This is a genomic window from Nocardia mexicana NBRC 108244 (genome assembly GCF_001613165.1).
Classification (GTDB): domain Bacteria; phylum Actinomycetota; class Actinomycetes; order Mycobacteriales; family Mycobacteriaceae; genus Nocardia; species Nocardia mexicana.
Genome location: NZ_BDBV01000029.1, coordinates 30600 through 49371 on the forward strand (window position 1 = coordinate 30600; position 18772 = coordinate 49371).

Below are 18772 nucleotides of genomic sequence, written 5' to 3' on the forward strand. Positions count from 1 at the left end.
AGCCGACGATCAGCCACCGGCAACGTGGTCGGCTATCAGCGCGATATGGACCCCCGGATCGCCGATATTGTCCACGGTGAGCCTGTCGTGCGCCCACGGCTCGTACTCGCGTTCCTGGACCTGCTGCCACGTCGGGATCCCCTGGCCCGGCATCTCGGCCACGCGACCCTCGACGCGCCGCCGGTGTTCGACCGGATCGCTGCAGGTCACCTCGATGAAGTGCAGCGCCGCACCGGTGCGCTCCGCCAAGCCCGCCCAGATCTCACGGGCGGCGGCGACGCCGTTCACCGCGTCGGCGACCACGGTGCGGCCGGCGACGAGTTGGTCGGCGGCTATTCGCTCGGCGACGATGTAGCCCACCGGGTTTCCCTCGAAGGGGAAGCCGCTGGAGACGATGGCCGATTCGATGCTGTCGATGCGCAGGTACGTCGCGCCGAGGGTGTCCGCGACGCCGCGAGACAGGCGGGACTTGCCCGAGCCCGGTAGGCCCGCGAACACGATCAGGGTCGTCTCAGGAGCATGCGCCATCACACGCACGTTACCGATTCGCCGGACCCCGCCCGCCTCCCCGGTGCCCGGAAGCAATTGTCTCCCGATCGAATTCGCCGAATCCCTCGAACGCCCTCACTCCTCGCGGTCGTGCTCGATCCGGTACTGCTCGATCCGGTACTGCTCGATCAGGTCGGCGTAGAGTTCCCCCTCCTCCAACTCGGGATCTCCGAGCAGGGCAACAGACCAGGGGATCGGGCACGGCGGGCGGTGATCCGGATCCGGGCACAGCAGCGCCGTCACCTGGTCCACGACGTGACGGGCCTGCTCCTCCGTCGCGTACACGCCCAGTCGAATCTCCCACACCTGCCGTTGCGCATCGTCCATGCCCGGATCATGGCGCGCGCCAGCCGATGTCGCAACGGCAGCGCGTATTTTAACGGACCCCGTCCTGCCTCGGGCGGAATTCCGAATTCGAACCGCTCGGTAGAAATACCACATCGGATCCCGGTGACCCGTGCGGTATAGTCGCAATATCGCGAAAGCCTTTAGCAGACATCGGGATAGCATGTATGCAGACAGGGTATGAGCGTCAGACGGCCGATGACGACGTGTCGCGATATTATGTGCGCAAAACGGCCGAGATCATGCACAAATATGGTCCCGGGCCGCGCATTCACTTTCACGTCGGCCTATTCCCCGGCGGGGCCGAGCCGACCTCCGACGTCCCCGGGTATGTCCTCCAGCGGCGGCTGCACGACTCGCAGGAGGAGGCGCTGACCCACGCGGCCGCCGCATGGGACGTCGCTGGTCACCGGCCCGCGGAGCTCCTGGACATCGGGTGCGGCGTGGGCGGCGGGTCCCTGTTCTGGGCGCAGGAGCACGATGCCGCCGTCACCGGTTTGACGGTCGCCGCCGACCATGTCGGGGTGATGCGGGAACTGGTGCGGCACGCCGGTGCGCAGGGCCGGGTGTCGGTGCGGGCACAGGATGTTCATTCGCTCACCGACCGCAATGCCTTCGATGCCGCCGTGGCCTTCGAAAGTTCCGGATATATGAATCGGACCCGTCTGTTCGAGGTCGTCGCCACCGCGTTGCGACCGGGCGGATGGTTCGGGATCCAGGAGCATTTCCCGTTCCGCTCGGATTGCGCGGTCACGGCATTACTGGACGACTACTACAAAACGCGGCTCGGCGTTCTGGAGGAATACCTGTCCGCGGCGGCGGCAACGGGTTTCGTCCTCGAGACCGACGAGGACGTCACCGAACGGGTCACCGAATTCTGGATGCAGTCCGCGGCCTGGACGACCGCGGAACTCGCGGCCATCGACGACGGCCAGGCGTCCCCGATCCGGCGAGAGCGGCTGATGCAGTCCTGCGTATTCCACGGCAGGCTGTTCCGGCTCTGGCGTGACCACGCGGTGCAGACGCGGCAATTGCTGTTCCGCCTGAGCCGCTGAGACCCACGACGAGGAGGGCGCGATGACCACCCACCCGGCCGTGCACCCGAATGCCGGGCAGCGGTACGCCCTGCCGCCGTTCTACTGCCCGCTCCCCCCGGTCTTGAACCCGCACATGGCGCGCGTGCAAGATCGCGCGTTGCGGTGGACCGAGCGGGTCGGCCTGTACCGGGACGAATCCGATCGGGCGTGGGGCCGGGCCACTCACAGCGGGGAATGGGCATGCCGGTTGATCCCGGATCCGGCAGGCGAGGATATGGCGGTCCTGTTCGCCGAGTGGAACTACTGGACGTTCGCCATAGACGACCTGATCGACGAGGACTCGGCGGACGACGCCGGCGCAGTCGTATCGGCAACGGACACCATCGAATTCGCGTGGCGGATGATCCGCGGCCTCGAGCACCCCGGCTCTCGGCTCGACGGCGCCGGGGACGACCTGGTGCCCACCACCCGCGCGGCACTGAGTGCGGCGCACTGGCATCGGATCACCCGCGCCGTGCGGGACTGGATGCTGGCCGCGACCCTGGAGGCGGCGACCACCGAACGCGCCGTCCTGCCGTCGTTCGACGATTACCTGGCGGTGTGCGCGGAGAGCGGTGGTTTCCGGTTCTTCTTCGGCTGGATGGAGATCGGGGCGGGCGTCGAGGTTCCGCCCCATCAGTTCTACGCGCCGGGCACACAGGCCCTCACGCAGTTGGCCGGGACCATCATCCGGATCGACAACGATCTGATGAGCTATCCGAAGGGCGATCACCTCGAGCCACCGGCGCAGAACATCGCCAATGTCCTTGTCCGCCACCGCGGCTGCCCGCTGCCGGACGCGGTGGCCGCGGCCGCGGCGCTGCGCGACGGGCTGATGCTGCACTATCTCCGGCTGTCGGACCGGATCGGCGGATCACACGCCTGCGGCCCGGAGCTGCGGCGCTACATCACCGGCTTGGGGCACACCATTCGCGGGAACCTCGAATGGGGCAACACCGCACCCCGCTACGCCAGCCCCCGAAACCACCATTCGTACCCCGACCCCACCGCGACCTGCGGGGTGTCCGTCACCGACACCGCCCCCCGCCTACCGTCGGGACCGCCGCCGGACGCGCCCTCGATCGCCTGGTGGTGGGACCGCTCGCTCGACCGTCTCTGAACGCCCCGCCGGCACCGATGGGCGGAGCGGCTCATGTGCATCCGCCCACCGGCGCCGGTTGTATCCGAGACAGTGCCCGGCAGGCCATACGGCAACCACCGAGCACCATCCAGGTATTCGGAGCAGTCGTCGCGAAGGATGCGTCCGATCGTGTCCGGCCTCATCGACCGGCCGGATGCCCGATCTCGCCCTCCGCCGCGGCCCGGTCGAGCAGCGGGCGCGACAGCAGTGCCGTGGCCGCGGTGACGAGCAACAGCACGATGATGTAGCCCGAGAACAGCGCCGGATGCGCGGCGAAGTGCTGTTTCAGGGCGGGGGTCGTACCGCCGAAGATCGCGGCGGTGACGGTGTAGGGCACGGCCATCACCGTGACCCGGTAGCGTGCGGGCGCCACCATCGCCGTGGCGCCGGGCAGGGTCGCGGCCAGGGTCACCACGCAGATCGACCCTACGATCATCAGCACCCAGTACGTCACCGGCGTGGCCGAATTCAGCAGCACCTGCATGGGCAGGGTCGCCAGCGCCGAAGCGATTGCCGCACCGGCGATCCAGCGCAGCGGACCGACCCGGTCGGCGAGGGCGCCGAACACCGGCGCCGCCGCCATATAGGCCAGCTGAGCCACCACTCCCGCCCACAACACCTCGCTGTCAGGCATTTTCAGGACCGTGATCGCGTAACTCGTCGGCGCGCTGACCCACAGGTAGTACGACGACAGCGTCCCCGCCGTGATCCCCGCGACGGCCAGCGACGGCCCGAGCAGCGCGCGCCATTCGCGGCGCCACCGGACCGGACGGTCCGACTGCTCGCGGTCGAGTGTCTCCGGAATGGTGCGGCGGGCGAACAGGAAGATCAGCGACAGCACGGCGGCGGCGAGGAACGGTATGCGCCAGTACCCGTCGCGCAGCGCGTCCGCACCCGCGCCGGTCACCAGCCCGGCCACGAGCAGGTTGGCCGAGATCGTGCCGAGTCCGTAGAAGATCGAGTACACGCTGGTGCCGAGCATCCGCCGCCGCGGTGGCGCGGACTCGTACATGTACGCCTGCGCGACCGCCTGCTCCCCGCCGAACGAGAATCCCAGCACCAGCCGCCACACCAGCAGCAGGATCGGCGCCGCCGCACCGATGGCCTCCCGGCCGGGCGTCAGGGCCATGCCCAGCGTCGCCACCCCGGCCAATCCGATGGACAGCACCAGCGCGGGCCTGCGGCCGCGGCGGTCCGCCAGCTGACCCAGTACCAGCGCCCCGATCGGACGGATCAGGAATCCGACGGCGAACAGGCCGAATCCGTACAGCACGGACTGCCGCAGGTCACCGCCGAAGAACTGCGGCGCGAAATAGGTCACCAGCAGCGCGTACAGCGACCATTCGTAGGCTTCCAGGGCGGCGCCCGCCGCGGAGGCGGTGATGCGGTGGGCCGAGCGGGCACGCGTAGCGATCGATGTGTTCATGAGCGGGGCTAACTTTAACACCGTTCAAGTTCACGTCGTACCTGCACGTTCGCCGGGCGGGCACCGAAGCCCGTCACCGCGGCCGGGGAACGGTTCACTCGATGGCTTCGCGCAACGTCCGGAACTCCGTGGCCAGGGCCTCCAGGGTGTAGTGCGCGTTCAGCCCGCTCGGATTGGGCAGCACCCACACCGCGGTCGCCCCGAGTGAATCCGGCTGGGAGCCAACGGTTGCGCGGGGGCGGCCGAAGGCGGTGCGGTAGGCGCCGATACCGAGCACGGCGAGCACCCGGGGCCGGTACCGCGCCACCCGCTCGACGAGCGCGCGGCCGCCCTCGCGCAGTTCGTCCGGCGTCAGCTCGTCGGCCTTGGCCGTGGTCCGCGCCGCGACATTGGTGATGCCCAGCCCCCACTCCAACAGTTCGTCCTGCTCGTCCGGCCGCACCAGGCGCGGAGTGAACCCGGACCGAAACAGCGCGGGCCAGAAACGATTACCCGGCCGGGCGAAATGGTGCCCGGTCGCCCCCGACCACAACCCCGGATTGATCCCGCAGAACAGCACCCGCAGTCCGGGCGCCACCACATCGGCAATCGTCTTCCCCTGCGCGGCATCCAGATCGGCAGGCGTGGGACGAGCGGATTTCGGCATCCGCTCAGTGTGCCCGACCTCCCGGCACCACCGGCCGCGCACCCGAAAGTGCGCACCCACTACAGGCTGTAGTTGACCGTCGACTACCATCGGTGCGTGCTGTCTCGCGCATTCATGCGATTGGTCGATCTGCTGCCGCTGCCCTCGTTGCGAGTGCAGCGGATCATCGCGGTGGCGGTGATCCTGTCGCAGGCGGGCATCTCGGTCACCGGTGCGGTCGTTCGTGTCACCGCGTCCGGGCTGGGCTGCCCCACCTGGCCGCAGTGCTTCCCGGGCAGCTTCACCCCCGTGGCGCACGCCGAGGTGCCGGTGCTGCATCAGGTCGTCGAATTCTCCAATCGCCTGCTGACCTTCGCGGTCACACTGTGCGCGGCGCTGGTCGTGCTGGCCGTGCTGCGCGCCCGGCGGCGGCGCGAGGTGGTGATCTACGCGTGGCTGATGCCCGGTGGCACCGTGGTGCAGGCGGTCATCGGCGGCATCACCGTGCGCACCGGCCTGCTCTGGTGGACGGTGGCGGTGCATCTGCTGGCCTCGATGGTGATGGTGTGGCTGGCCGTCCAGCTGTTCGCCAAGATCGGCGAGCCCGACGACGGCGTCGAGGTGACGCAGGTCCCCGCGCCCCTGCGCTGGCTGACGGTCGTGAGCGCAATCGCGTTGTCCGGCACGCTGATTGCCGGAACTCTCGTCACCGGCGCCGGCCCGCACGCGGGCGACAAGAGTATCGAGCGGCAGGTCACGCGGCTCGAGGCGGAGATCGTGCCGCTGGTCCACCTGCACGCCGATATGCTGATCGCCTATCTGGCATTGCTGGTCGGCCTGGCGTTCGGTCTGGCCGCCGTCGGCATGACCCGCGCGATCCGCATCCGGCTCGTCGTCCTCATCGCGCTGGTGTGCGCGCAGGGCACGGTCGGCGTGGTGCAGTACTTCACCGACGTTCCCGCGGCACTGGTGGCGATTCACGTCGGCGGCGCCGCGGCCTGCACCGCGGCGACCGCCGCACTGTGGGCGTCCATGCGCAGCCGCGAACAGGTCGGGGCGGCGGCCAGGTCGAGCGTCGCGCACGCCTCCTCCTGACCGCGGGACAGCGCCGACGAATTTGGCGCGTTCGCGCCGAGGTTGGCGTATTCCGCTCTCCCCCACCGGCATACCGGCAGCCACACTGGACTCGGCTGCCGCGACCGGGTGTGGTCGTCCAGCCAGGGGTTGTCTCGCATGCCGTCCGGAGAACGCCATCCCTGCGGAGCGGCCGCGAGACGTGGGTTGGTGCGCGGTAGGTGTGCAATCGGGTGTTTTGCCGCGCCCACCCCTGCACTGTCTATCGCCGATCCGGCAGTGCCATAACGTCTTCCGGCCGCGCCGCAGCCACGACTTTGCCCGCACACGGCGTCCGGCGATAATCGATTCATGCCGACCTACGCGTACCGCTGCCGAGAATGCACCGAGACGTTCGAACTCGTGCGCCCGATGAGCCGGTCCGCCGAACCCGCCCCCTGCCCGGGCGGGCACGCCGACACCGTCAAGCTGCTCAACGCGATCTCGCTCACCGGATCGGCCAGCGGCACAGCGCCCTCCGCGGCCCCGGCCACCGGTGGCGGCTGCTGCGGCGGCGGCTGCTGCGCCTGACCCGCACTTCGCGCACCTCGCCCATGCTCACGCACCCGCTACGAGCGATGTACGGGGTGCGGGAACACGTGGGGGGTGCGGGAACACGTGGGGGGTGCGGGAACACGTGGGGGGTGCGGGAACGATCAGGCGGTGGCGTTCGGTCCGATCCAGGCGTCGAAGAGGCGGTCGACCGCGCCGGTGGCCATCTGGGCGGCCAGCCAGCCGTTGACCTCGGCGGCCAGCAGCGGATCGTTCTTGCGCAGCAGGAACACCTTGCCGAAGGAGTCGAACGGCCGCTCCGGATGCAGCACCGTCAGATCCGGATGCGTGCGCACGCGGTAGCGGCCCTCCACCGAATCGGTGGCGAACACGTCGGCGCGGCCGGCGGCGATCTCGTCGAAGATCGTGACGTTGTCCGGCCACAGCGTGAGCTGCGCGTCGGGGAAGTTCTTGCGCGCGAACTCCTCGTTGGTGCCGCCGCGGTTGACGATCACCCGGACCTCGGGCCGGTTGATCTGCTCGATCGTGGCGTACCTGTCCGCGTCGGCGGTCCGGGTGATCGGAGCCTTGCCGTCGGTGCCGTAGGTGATCGAGAATTCGGAAAACGCCCGCCGCGCCGGTGAATCCGAGATGCCACCGACGGCGACATCACAGTTCAGGGCGCCGAAGTCGGTCTTCAACCCCGCCCAGGTGGTCGGCACGAACTGGATCGGGCGGCGCAGCACCTCGGCCAGCCCGCGCGCCAGATCGATGTCGACGCCCCGGAATCCACCGTTGCCGTCGCTCACCGAATACGGCGGGTAGTCGCCGGTCGTGCACACCCGCAGGGCGGCCGGGTCCTGGGCGCTCGCCGGAACTGCCGCGGCCACAAGAGAAATCACACCGGCGGCCAGCGCCGCCGCGATATGTCGAACTCGCATATTTCCTACTGCTCAGCGCTCGTTGCGCGCCTTCGGGAAGCGGGTCTGGTGGGCGACCCACCCGGCCATCTTCGCCCAGTGCCCCTTGGCCGGGGTGACGATCGAGGTCAGCTCGCGGTCCCAGTGTTCGGTCTCCGACAGCCCGTTCACGGTCTCCACCAGGGCCTTCGCGGAGGCCAGATCGTCGACGACGCGGTCGCCGAGCACGCCGTCGGAGCCGACGAGGGTGACCCGGACGCCCGCCCGGCCGATGGGCTGCAGCACGGCGGTGGCGGAACCGCCGTGCTCGGCGACGAACTCCTTCGCCGAGTCGATGATGGAGGGCGACAGCTTCGTCGGGGCGGCTGCGGCGGTTTCGCTCATGATCATGAGTTTACCGTCCAGTAGGGTTCGGTCCACCGCCCGGCGGGAATGTTCACATCGCGGCGGGTGTAGAACGTTGTCATGCGCGCCATTCAGGTTTCCGAGCACGGTGGACCCGAGGTCCTGCAGTCGGCCGACCTACCGGAGCCGCACGCCGGGCCCGGGCAGTTGCTGGTGGACACCGAGGCGATCGGCGTCAACTTCATCGACACCTACATCCGGACCGGAATCTATCCGCAGGATGTGCCGTATGTTCCCGGCTCCGAGGGCACCGGCGTGGTCGCGGCGGTCGGCCCGGACGTGACCGAATTCGCCGTGGGCGACCGGGTCGCGTGGGCCGCGGCGCCGGGCAGCTATGCCGAGCGGGTCCTGGTGCCCGCCGCGGTGGCGGTGCCGGTTCCGGCCGGTGTCGACGCGCCGGTCGCGGCGTCGGCGCTGCTGCAGGGCATGACGGCGCACTATCTGATCGAGTCGATCTACAAGCCGGAACCGGGTGAGACGGTACTGGTGCACGCCGGCGCCGGAGGCGTGGGACTGCTGCTCACCCAGATGGGTGCGGCCCGCGGCGTGCGCGTGATCACGACCGTGTCGACGGACGAGAAGGAGGCGCTGTCGCGCGAGGCCGGTGCCGCCGAGGTGCTCCGCTACGGCGACGACCTGGCCCAGCGGGTGCGGAAGCTGACCGACGGGGTCGGCGTCGCGGCGGTCTACGACGGCGTCGGCCGGGCCACCTTCGACGCCAGCCTCGACTCGCTGCGCGTGCGCGGCATGCTCGCGCTGTTCGGGGCGGCGAGCGGGCCGGTGCCGCCGGTGGACCCGCAGCGCCTCAACCGCGGCGGTTCGCTGTTCCTGACCCGCCCGATGCTCGCCCACTACACCCGCGACCGCGCCGAATTGCTGTGGCGCGCAGGGGATGTCTTCGACGCCATCGCCGCGGGGACGCTCCGGGTACGCGTCGGCGCGACCTATCCCCTCGCCGAGGCCGAGCAGGCGCACCGGGACCTGGAGGGCCGCCAGACCACCGGGTCCATCGTGCTGCTGCCCTGAGAACTCAGTAGTCGCGCCCGGTGAGGCCGCGGTAGACGAACCGGGTCAGCCCGTCGACGGCCTGTTCGTCGGTCAGCTCGACCGTGCCCTGCTGCACCGCCTCGAGCAGGCCGTGCAGGGTCAGGAACATCATGGCCAGGCTGCCGTCCGGAGTGCTGGGCAGCCGCATTCCGGCCGCGAGGAACCCGTCGAGGTGGTCCGCGATCTCCGCGCGCTGCTCGGCCGAGAACCGCGCCGCCAGCCCGGCGAAATCCTCGCTGACCAGCGCGGCCTGATCCACGGCGCGCAGCACCGGCCAGTTGCGGCGGGCGAAGGTCCAATACTGCTCCACGTGGAAGCGGACGGCCTCCGGATCGGTGAAGTCCGGATTGTGCGCCTGCTCCTCGGCCGCCGTATCTCCTTCCGCGGCAAAGTCTTCCAGAAGGGCCTGCAGTAGCTCCTCCTTGCCCGCGAAGTGGTTGTAGAACGAGCCCGCCGCGCGGCCCGCCGCCGCGGTGATATCGGTGATCTTCGTGTTCAGATAGCCACGCTCGGCGAACAGCCGCCGCGCCGCGGCCTTGAGCGCCTGCTCGGTCTCCGCCGCCTTCTCCTTGCGGCTACCCGCTTCCGCGCGACTCGTGGGCATCACCACCTCCTTGACGGCGGACCCTACCAACCTCAATACTGAATCCATCTTCACTGAATTTAGATTCATTACAGGAGGACGATGTGTCACCGCAGGTACTGATCGCCGGCGCCGGTCCGACCGGGCTCACGCTCGCCATCGATCTCGCCCGCCGCGACGTCGATGTGCGCATCGTGGACCGGGCGGCGCAGTTCTTCGCGGGCTCGCGCGGCGACGGGATTCAGCCGCGCACCCTGGAGGTGTTCGACGATCTCGGCGTGCTCGAGGCGGTATTCGCCGCGGGCTCACCACAGGCTCCGATGCGGGTCCATCTCGATGGGGAGTTCGTCACCGAGCGCCGGATGACCGAGCCGCGCGAACCGACCCCCGCCGTGCCGTACCCGAATCCGTGGGTGCTCGGGCAGTCCGATACCGAGTCGATCCTGCGCGAGCGGCTCGCCGAGTTCGGGGTCCAGGTCGAAATGTCCACGGAGCTGGCCGATTTCACGCAGGACACGGCCGGGGTGACCGCGACCCTGAACGGCCCGGGCGGCACCGAGACCGTGCGGGCGGACTATCTCGTCGGTGCGGACGGCGGGCGGAGCACGGTCCGCAGGGCGCTCGCGATCGCGTTCGAGGGCACCACCGACGAGTCGATCCGGATGCTGCTCGGTGACGTCCGCGCCGATGCGCTGGACCACGGGTACGGCTACTGGTTCGCCCATCAGGATGCACCGATGGAGGGAATTGCCCTGACTCCCCTGCCCGGCCGTCGACTGTTCCAGTTCGCGGCACCGCTGAGCGCCGACACCGAGCCGACGCGGGCGGTGCTGCAGGACTATGTCGACAGGCTCGCCCGGCGCACCGATATCGTGCTCGGGGAACCCGTGTGGTCCACCGTGTGGCGGCCGAACATCCGTCTGGCGCAGCGTTTTCGGGACGGGCGGGTATTCCTGGCCGGGGACGCCGCCCACGTGCATCCGCCGACCGGCGGGCAGGGGATGAACACCGGCATCCAGGATGCCTACAACCTCGGCTGGAAGCTCGCCGCCGCCCTGCGAGGCGCACCGCCCCTCGACGGCGGCTTCCCCGATGGCGAGGCCCTGCTCGACAGCTACGCCACCGAACGCCGCGCGGTCGCCGCGCGCGTTCTCGGAATCAGCACCGATCTACTCGAAAAGCACAGGCACGGAGACGAAGACGCGATGCGGCGCGGACCGGAGACGCAGCAGCTCGACATCACCTACCGCGCGCCCGGCGCATCCGGTCCCCTGCTCGCCGGTGACCGCGCGCCCGACGCTCCGCTGCGGCGCGCGGACGGCACCGCACTGCGCCTGTTCGACCTGTTCCGTGGGCCCCATGCCACCCTGTTGTCCTTCGGTACCGCCGCCTCGGCCGAAACCAGCGGCGTCCGGGCACATTCCGTCGTCCCGCCGGATCACACACCGGCCGACGGCGACCTGGTCGCCGTCGACGGTCACGCATTCGCCGACTACGCGGCCACGCCGGGCACACGAGTGTTGGTTCGCCCCGACGGCTACCTGGCCTGGCGTGCCGATACGTAGAGCGCAATAGACGGCCGACCGGTATGCACCGCCCGTAAAAATTCACCACCCGCTCGCACGGTCGCTGTGGCGATGCTGGATGATCTGTGCTGCTGCGCAAGCCGATTCGTCCGGTTCGCCGTACCCTCGTACGGTGATCGGACGCCCAGCGCGGCCGAACGACTACGCATCGATCAGGGGTTGATCAGGATGTTGGTGAAGGTCCGCAACGACGACCCATCGCGGCTGTCCAGTACCGAACGGACGGTGGTGAACTGGTTGAAGTCGTGGACCGGTGCGCACGCGCTGTCCGGTATCGCGGTGGTGAAGGCGCACGGTGCCGACATGATCGTGTGGACCCCCACGACCTGCGTCGTGGTCGTCGTCAAGGGCTTCACCGAACGGATGAACGGCGCGCTCAACGCCGCCGATACCGCGCCGTGGACGGTCGACGGCCACATCGCCCCGCTCGAGGGCGTGCAGGACGGCACCGAGCCGATGGCCGAGGTCCGCGCCCGCACCGCCGAGATCGCGCACCTGCTGCGCGGTGCGCCGGGCCGCGAGCAGGTCGCGGTCATGGGCATCGTGCTGGTGATCCCGCAGCTCGGCACTCGCGTCAGCCTGGAGAAGGGGCATCTGCCGGAGGGGCTGGACGTGGTGGTCGGCGACGGGCCGTCCTCGCTGCGCGCCTACTTCACCCGCATCTCGGGCGGCGGCGATTCGGGAACGACCGGCGAGGCGGCGCCCGCCGGGCCCGCGCCGGGCGATCCGGCCACCTGGGATGCCGCCCAGGTGAGCCAGGCGCTCGGCGCCCTCGGCTTCGCCGCCGCCGCAACCTATTCCGATCTGACCGCCGAGGGATTTCCGCCGCCGCGGGGCGACCGCACGAGGTCGCACCCCGCCCCGGAAGCACCGGTCCCGCCCGTGACGGCCGCCCCGCCCGGAGCCCCGCCGTCCACACCACCGGGCTCCGGCGCTCCGATCCCACCCCCACCCGGCGGGCCTGCCCCGATTCCGGTCCCGGGCGGGGCGCCCGCCACTGCGGGCGGCCAGCCGGCGCCGCAGCGCGAATCCGCGCCCCCACCGACAAGTTACGGACATTCCCAGCCCGCGACGGGCTACCGCGAGCCGCAGAGCGAACCCGCCGCACGGGGTTACGGCTCGCCGCAACGCGAGTCCGCCTCCGCCGCACCGGGTTACGCGCCGCCGCAGCGGGAATTCGCTTCCTCCCCACCGGGTTACGGCAGCCAGCAGCGCCCCTACGCGTCCGCCACACCGAGCTACGGATCCCCGCAGCAGTCCTATTCCTCTCCCGCCCAGCCGTATTCGGTTCCCTTCGAGCCCCGCCCGCCCAAACCGATGCGCCCCCGCGGCCGCGGGTACGTTCCGCTCGTCCTGCTCGCTCTGCTGGTCCTCGTCCTCGCGGTCGCCGCCCTGTGCACCGCCGGATCCGACGACGAGCCCAGCAAGCCCGCACCCGCCCCGGTCACCACGGCGACCACCGTCCCCCGCACCACGACCACGGATCCGACCGTTCCCCCGGATACCCCGGGCCCGGCGTGCTTCCCCCTGCAGCCCGACTGCCCCTCGGAGTAGCGGTTGCGTCACTGCGGAATGGTGACGATCTGTATCGGGGTTCCGAGGGGTGCGCCATTGCTCATGGTGGTGAACGAGAAACTGCCGCTGCAGCCGGGAACCGTGTACGCACCGTTGATATTTCGCAACTGGCCGCCGACATCGACACTCTTCGGCAGCCGATTCGGCGCCGCCGCCAACCGCATCGCGCGGGTGGCGGTGAGTATCGCGTCGTGGGACAGGCACGTGTACGCATCGCTGTCGGTGACCCGATAGCCGTGTGCCAGCAACGCGTCGGAATAGTCCGACCACCCGCCGGGCGGATTGCCGTCGCCGTGCGGCCACCGATGCGGATCGGTTACCCCGGCATAGACGACCGTCAGACCCGCCGAACGCAGTTCCTCGGCGCTGCCGCGGTCGATTGCCGTGAGCGCGGTGACTCCGGTCATGATGGTCAGCGGCCGATCCCGGCAGATTCGTAGCTCGAGGGAATCGATGAAGGCCGGAAGATCGGTGATACGCCCGGCATAGAGAATCGTGTTCGCGCCGGATTGGCACACGTTGATCGTCACGTTGTCGAACATCTGGGGCCAGCTTTCACTGGGGATACTCGCTCCCACGTACGCCTGATCGGGCAGATCGCCGATCCAGCGGTGCAGCCGGGCGTGAAATGCCCGCTGCAGCGCACCGGCATAGAGGTCGCCACGACCCTCCGCATTCTGGTCCCACACCACGATCGCCGGGCCGTACTGCGGCCGCGGCTCCAGGTAGGTGCCCAGTGCGTCGACGAACTCGGAGGTCGTGGGGGTGACGCGAAGCATTCCGGGAATGCTGGCGTAGCTGAGTTCGTCCGCCGTCGTGATGGCCCCGATGATCGGGACCCGGGCGGCGCTGAGCGCCATCGCGGCATCTCGGGTGTCCGCGACGCTGGTACCGAGCGCGGCGACGGCGACGACGCGGCGGTGCGGGTCCTCGGCTCCGGCCCGCGCGATCAGCTCCTCCACCGGCCGCCGCCACCGAGTCTGATAACCGCCCTGATTGGCCAGCAGGAGACGGACCTTCGGCTGCGGGTCACCGATTACCCGGCCGGCGTTCACCCGTTTCTGGGCGATCGCGGCGCCGATCAGCATCTGCCGGACCTGGTCGCTGCTCAGCTGTCCCTGTCTGGGCCGGTCTCCGGGTTTATCGGACTGCCGAGGCTGCGACAGCGGACCCAGCAGCGCGATGTTGACGTACTCGTCGCCGACCTCCGCATTCTGTTTCCGAATCTGTTCGACCACACCGGTCGACGCGTCGTCGAACTCGGTGAAAGCCCCGTCGGTCACACCGATGCACTCACCGTCGACAACCTCCATCCCGGCGGCGGCGCACGCATTCTCGCCATCTCGGCCGACGACCCAGTACACGATCCCGGCGACGACGACCAGGACGACGAGAATCGCGGACACGGGCCGCCCATGCCGTCGCAGCCACCGCACCCACGACTTCCGCAGTCGCGCTGCCTTTTCCAGCACTCCCGGAGTGGGCGGTGGATCCGGCCGAGGGGGATCGGTCCGGTGGTTCACCACGGTCGCTCCCCCGTCGCCCCGGCCGAATACACGGCCCGGCGGCACAGCCATCGGCGAATAGGCATCGAACGGCCCCCTCGGAATCTCGCCCCGAGCCACTACGACGGACTCGGCGGACAACACCTCGATCGATCATCGTGTACGCGAGGGTAGAGCGTTTCGGAATTCGCTGCATCACAACGCATCCGCTACCCCCAGGCCCGCTCGAACCGAAACGTGGTGTTCAGCAATTCACCCGTCCGGACGACCTTGGCTCGGGCCCGTATCTCGGTGCCGCCGAATTCCATGGCGAGTTCGATCCTCTGATCGTTCCTGGGCAGCTTCGTGACCTCCCCGATCTCGACCTCCAGCGTACCGATCTGAAAGACTCCGAGTTCGTCGGTGTAACGGGGATTCTCCCGGCGAGAGGCGAAGACCGCGAATGTCAACGCGTCCTGTGTTCGATGCGCCGGAAAGAAGGTCTTGGTGACGACGTACCCGGCCGGAACCACATCGCCACGCCGGACGTAGATGTCGAACCGGTTGTCGCACCGCTCTTCTCCCCACCCGTCGACGAACCTGCGTTCGAGATCGCCGCGGTGTTCCGGATCTACGGTGCTGCTGATCCGCAGTCCATAGGTAAAGCTGCTGCAGCGCGCGACGACGGTTTCCGGCCGCAGGCAATAGTGCACCGCGCCGGAGAGCACGGCGCCCGAGGGACTCCGGGGCACAACCACATTCACACCGACGGCGTCACCGAGCCGCTGCCGCAGATACTTCGACTGCGCGAATCCGCCGACGAGCAGCACCGTATCGACGCTCCCGACCCGCCGGATCTGTTCGCCCACCAATTCCTCGATCTCGTCGACGGCCACATCGAACAGGTCCCGCATCTCCTGCGGCTGCAGGATCAGCCAATCGCTGACCTGATTCTGCGCATCGGCCAGGTGTCGCCGGGCGACAGGATCGAGCGCGGCATAGATCGGGACCGGGAGCGGCAATTCCGTCGGAGCGTCGCGGTCCGGATCCCAGCCGTGCTTGGCACGCTCCCACGCGCCCCGCAATTCGTAGGCCACCTGCGGAGACTTGCGGAATACCCGTTCCAGCACGGCCATCGGCAATCGCCGCGGCAGGAGGTCGGTCATGAACAGCTTGTCGACGTAGGTCGAGCCGCACCGCCCACCGGGACTGACCCCCAACTGCACGAGTTGCCCGACGCCGTCGACCCGATAGGCGGTGATGTCGACGGTGCCGCCACCGGCATCGACGACCAGGAACGACTTGCCCTCGGTGGCGAAATCCGTTCGCTCGGAATGGTAGTGGCAGTACAGGGCGGCCATTTCCGATTCGACGGCGAGGAGTAGACGGTCTGTCCCGGAAGGAAATCCGGCCGCGTGGGCGGCCTGCCGCATCACACCGCGCTGCTGATCCGACCACATGGCGGGAACCGTTATGCACCAGCGGATCTGCTCCGGGCCGACCGACATGTCGCCGGTGATCTGCCGCAACGCGAAATCATAGAAGGCCGACAGGTAGGCGGTGATATCCCGCTCGGCCGCGCGGGCCGTGGCCTCGACCGGATCCCCCAGTCCGAGTTTGAAACGGTCCCGATAGCTCAGGCCGTCCTGCTCCAATTCCGCCGTGACGCGCCGGCGGTCGGCCTCGTAACCCCATGCGACGATGTCACCGTCCCGCAGTAACAACGATGTCCGGGTCTTGATGTAGGAGGCGGGCTGATTGCGCCACCGGTCGTAGTGGTGAATCGTGCGCGGGTCCGAGGCACGGTCGCGATCCCGCAGGTCGGCCCAGGCGAAACCCGTTCCGTAGGTGCCGAAATCGACGGCCGCCGCCACCTCGAGGTCCGTCATACGAGCTCCTTGGCTACGTCCCGGCCGATTCACCATGTTCGGAGCGGTGAGTCCCCCGCGATGAACGAGCGCTGCGTGATCACATCGATCGCATCACGGATAGCGGACACGCGGGTTTCGTCCTCCAGCAATTCGCATACCGCGTGCAGATCGTCCAAGGTGGGTCGGAAATCGGCGGACTCGGTGAGTCGTCGCAGCGTCTCGTCATCGATTCGCGCGGCGGCGTCGTCCGGGCGTCCGCTCTCGGCGAGAATGCGCGACTGCCGCAACTGCTTCGTCTCCGCGGTGTACAACCCCTGCTCCGCGGCGATGTCGTATCCGGCCGCCACGGCCGGACCCACCCACGGTTGCTCGTCCGGGGTGACGAGGGTGTGGATTCGCGGCGGCCGGTCGCTGGTGATCAGCGCATGCCACTCGGCGAGAATCCCCACCAGGATCGCGCACAGACGCGCGAGCCAATCCTGAAATTCGAGGGGCTGGGCCGCAGGTACCGCGAGGGGCGGGAGATTGATTTCTATACCCGAATCCCGGTTGCCGCCGACGATTCCCCAGCCGACGATCGAAATCCAGAACCGGTCCGCGGTCTGCAATTCGCCGCGCAGCAGAATGATGGGCAGATCCTGCACGGCGGCGCGCAATACCGCGAGATCGATGTCGTGATTGTCGAGCGGTCGTTTGAACGCGCCGCCGATGGCGCACGCGTCCTCACGCCAGGGCAGCTGATTCCATGTGTTCCGCAACCCCACGTCATAGGGCCCGGTGTCCCCGGCTCCGGGAGTGGACCCGATCGGAGCGAACAGCAGGATCGGCGTCCCGGCATGCTTGCTCGCCTGCCTGATGTGGTGAACCACCACGTCGCTGTCGTAGATGAACGGCCCGGCCTCGATGAGCCGATTCCTGCGCTCCCGCGACTCGAGCACGACGGATTCCGCGGTCAGCGCGCGGACATGGGCCCGTTCCGCGATCTCCGCGTCCTCGTGCGCGCCGCGGCGGGCCTCGGCCTGCTCACGACGACGGCCCAGGGCATCGCGGACGAGGTCCCCGATCTGCTGGGCAACGATGGGCACGATCGTCTCGAGCAGCACATCTCCGTTGTACCGCTCGGATCCGTTGCGTACCAGAGAAACTGACGCCGGCTCAGCCGAAGAGGGTGCTGCCGACGGTGTGCCAGCCGAGGACCGAGTCGACGGCCAGGCCGCAGAAGACCACGGCGAGATAGTTGTTCGACTGTAGGAACAGCCGCAGCGGCTTCACCGATTCGCCCCGGCGCACACCGGAATACAGCTGGTGGGCCATCAGCAGGAACCACGCCCCCGCGGCGATCGCGACCGCCGCGTACACGACGCCGGTGGCGGGGATCAGGGCCAGCGTGGCGGCGACGGTGAGCCACGTGTAGATGACGATCTGCTTGGTCACGGCCTGCTCGGTGGCGACCACCGGCAGCATCGGCACGCCCGCCGCGCGGTAGTCCTCCTTGTACCGCATGGCCAGCGCCCAGGTGTGCGGCGGCGTCCAGAAGAAGATGACCAGGAACAGCACGATCGCCGGCCAGCCGATATTCCCGGTGACCGCCGACCAGCCGACCAGCGCGGGCATACATCCGGCGGCGCCGCCCCACACCACGTTCTGCGAGGTGCGGCGCTTGAGGCCCAGCGTGTAGACGAAGACGTAGAACAGGATCGTCGCGACCACCAGCAGTCCGGACAGCAGATTCGCCTGCCACCACAGCCACGCGAACGATCCGGCGCCCAGCACCACACCGAACACGAACGCGTTGCGGGTGGGCACGGCGTCGCGCGCCAGCGGCCGCTTCGACGTCCGCTTCATCACCTTGTCGATATCGGCGTCGGCGACGCAGTTCAGCGTGTTCGCGCTGGCGGCGCCCATCCAGCCGCCGAACAGCGTGGCGAGGATCAACCGGATGTCGATATGCCCGCGGTCGGCCAGCAGCATCGTCGGGATCGTGGCGACCAGCAGTAATTCGATGACGCGCGGCTTGGTCAGCGCGATGTAGGCCAGCACGCGGCGGGTCAGCGCCGAGAGCGGACCGGTGCCGGTCACACGGTCGGCCAGCGCCGTCGCGGAGGAGCCATGCGCATCACCCGGCTGTTGCCCAATCCGCACTGTCTCTCCTCGCAGGTGGTGCATCGATCCGGTCTCGGGAATGAGCAGCGCGCCGCCCTTCGATCACATTCCCACGGGGATTGATCCACGGACGAGATCCAGCGCGGCGCCGCAACTACTACAGGCGATGGTAGACCCACACGGGTTGTGGCCCAGCACCCACCCGCCGCGAATCAGCCCGTGACGCAGCGTTCGTGCGCAATCGTTCGACCTCGGGATGTGGGTCCGACACGCCACGACACGCCGGTCGGGTCGTGCCGGCCGGACACGCGTTGCGTCGAATGCTGCCGATGGCAGCGGGCGACAGACTGTCGCGGGGGGTTCCGATTCCGGGTAACGAGCCCGGACGCGGCGCCCGTCGTCGGCGGGTTCCCGCATACCACGATTCGGTT

18 protein-coding genes are annotated in these 18772 nt (G+C 69.0%); 7 read left to right on the forward strand and 11 right to left on the reverse strand.

Annotated elements, in window-relative coordinates:
- Window positions 1-9: 9 nt before the first annotated feature.
- On the reverse strand, window positions 10-528 hold the full coding sequence (locus tag NM1_RS12195) for a P-loop nucleotide/nucleoside kinase family protein (protein ID WP_068018565.1): 519 nt from the start codon (window positions 526-528) through the stop codon (window positions 10-12).
- A 96-nt stretch (window positions 529-624) separates the two neighbouring features.
- On the reverse strand, window positions 625-876 hold the full coding sequence (locus NM1_RS12200) for a hypothetical protein (RefSeq protein WP_068018411.1): 252 nt from the start codon (window positions 874-876) through the stop codon (window positions 625-627).
- A gap of 260 nt (window positions 877-1136) precedes the next feature.
- Here NM1_RS12200 and NM1_RS12205 point away from each other — a divergent pair, with 260 nt between their 5' ends.
- Complete coding sequence (locus tag NM1_RS12205) at window positions 1137-1949, forward strand: SAM-dependent methyltransferase (RefSeq protein ID WP_211339393.1); 813 nt, start codon at window positions 1137-1139, stop codon at window positions 1947-1949.
- A 22-nt stretch (window positions 1950-1971) separates the two neighbouring features.
- Window positions 1972-3090: a terpene synthase family protein gene (locus NM1_RS12210; RefSeq protein WP_084519479.1), complete on the forward strand. Its 1119-nt coding sequence runs from the start codon at window positions 1972-1974 to the stop codon at window positions 3088-3090.
- Between the two features lie 160 nt (window positions 3091-3250).
- On the opposite strand, the gene NM1_RS12215 is transcribed toward NM1_RS12210, so the two are convergent.
- The gene (locus NM1_RS12215; RefSeq protein WP_068018417.1) at window positions 3251-4537 is read right to left on the reverse strand and encodes an MFS transporter; all 1287 of its coding nucleotides are present in this window, start codon (window positions 4535-4537) and stop codon (window positions 3251-3253) included.
- A gap of 94 nt (window positions 4538-4631) precedes the next feature.
- Entirely contained in the window at window positions 4632-5183 is a 552-nt protein-coding gene (gene mug / locus NM1_RS12220) for a G/U mismatch-specific DNA glycosylase (RefSeq protein ID WP_068018571.1), read from the reverse strand.
- A 96-nt stretch (window positions 5184-5279) separates the two neighbouring features.
- On the opposite strand from mug, the gene NM1_RS12225 reads away from it, so the two are divergent.
- Window positions 5280-6257: a COX15/CtaA family protein gene (locus NM1_RS12225; RefSeq protein ID WP_068018574.1), complete on the forward strand. Its 978-nt coding sequence runs from the start codon at window positions 5280-5282 to the stop codon at window positions 6255-6257.
- A 330-nt stretch (window positions 6258-6587) separates the two neighbouring features.
- Window positions 6588-6806: an FmdB family zinc ribbon protein gene (locus NM1_RS12230; protein ID WP_068018420.1), complete on the forward strand. Its 219-nt coding sequence runs from the start codon at window positions 6588-6590 to the stop codon at window positions 6804-6806.
- A 125-nt stretch (window positions 6807-6931) separates the two neighbouring features.
- Here the strand turns inward: NM1_RS12230 and NM1_RS12235 are convergent, their stop codons facing one another.
- Both NM1_RS12235 and NM1_RS12240 read right to left on the reverse strand, forming a co-directional pair.
- On the reverse strand, window positions 6932-7708 hold the full coding sequence (locus NM1_RS12235; protein ID WP_068018422.1) for a transporter substrate-binding domain-containing protein: 777 nt from the start codon (window positions 7706-7708) through the stop codon (window positions 6932-6934).
- A 12-nt stretch (window positions 7709-7720) separates the two neighbouring features.
- Window positions 7721-8071, reverse strand: a complete 351-nt coding sequence (locus NM1_RS12240) for a hypothetical protein (RefSeq protein ID WP_114699582.1) — start codon at window positions 8069-8071, stop codon at window positions 7721-7723.
- An 81-nt stretch (window positions 8072-8152) separates the two neighbouring features.
- Here NM1_RS12240 and NM1_RS12245 point away from each other — a divergent pair, with 81 nt between their 5' ends.
- Window positions 8153-9118, forward strand: a complete 966-nt coding sequence (locus NM1_RS12245; protein ID WP_068018427.1) for a quinone oxidoreductase family protein — start codon at window positions 8153-8155, stop codon at window positions 9116-9118.
- Window positions 9119-9122: 4 nt separating this feature from the next.
- Here the strand turns inward: NM1_RS12245 and NM1_RS12250 are convergent, their stop codons facing one another.
- Window positions 9123-9743: a TetR/AcrR family transcriptional regulator gene (locus tag NM1_RS12250; protein WP_068018577.1), complete on the reverse strand. Its 621-nt coding sequence runs from the start codon at window positions 9741-9743 to the stop codon at window positions 9123-9125.
- 83 nt (window positions 9744-9826) lie between these two features.
- Here NM1_RS12250 and NM1_RS12255 point away from each other — a divergent pair, with 83 nt between their 5' ends.
- Together NM1_RS12255 and NM1_RS12260 are read left to right on the forward strand one after the other, a co-directional pair.
- Window positions 9827-11287, forward strand: a complete 1461-nt coding sequence (locus NM1_RS12255; RefSeq protein WP_068018430.1) for an FAD-dependent monooxygenase — start codon at window positions 9827-9829, stop codon at window positions 11285-11287.
- Between the two features lie 189 nt (window positions 11288-11476).
- Window positions 11477-12862: a hypothetical protein gene (locus NM1_RS12260; RefSeq protein ID WP_068018433.1), complete on the forward strand. Its 1386-nt coding sequence runs from the start codon at window positions 11477-11479 to the stop codon at window positions 12860-12862.
- 8 nt (window positions 12863-12870) lie between these two features.
- Here the strand turns inward: NM1_RS12260 and NM1_RS12265 are convergent, their stop codons facing one another.
- From NM1_RS12265 to NM1_RS12280, 4 genes are all read right to left on the reverse strand, one after another.
- Window positions 12871-14289, reverse strand: coding sequence for an ABC transporter substrate-binding protein (locus NM1_RS12265; RefSeq protein ID WP_147288970.1), 1419 nt, complete (start codon window positions 14287-14289; stop codon window positions 12871-12873).
- Window positions 14290-14597: 308 nt separating this feature from the next.
- Window positions 14598-16256 carry an Hsp70 family protein gene (locus NM1_RS12270; protein WP_068018438.1) on the reverse strand — a complete coding sequence of 553 codons (1659 nt, stop codon included), beginning with the start codon at window positions 16254-16256 and terminating at the stop codon, window positions 14598-14600.
- A gap of 29 nt (window positions 16257-16285) precedes the next feature.
- Window positions 16286-17341, reverse strand: a complete 1056-nt coding sequence (locus tag NM1_RS12275; RefSeq protein ID WP_068018441.1) for a hypothetical protein — start codon at window positions 17339-17341, stop codon at window positions 16286-16288.
- 52 nt (window positions 17342-17393) lie between these two features.
- Window positions 17394-18380, reverse strand: coding sequence for a heme o synthase (locus tag NM1_RS12280; RefSeq protein WP_114699557.1), 987 nt, complete (start codon window positions 18378-18380; stop codon window positions 17394-17396).
- Window positions 18381-18772 lie beyond the last annotated feature (392 nt).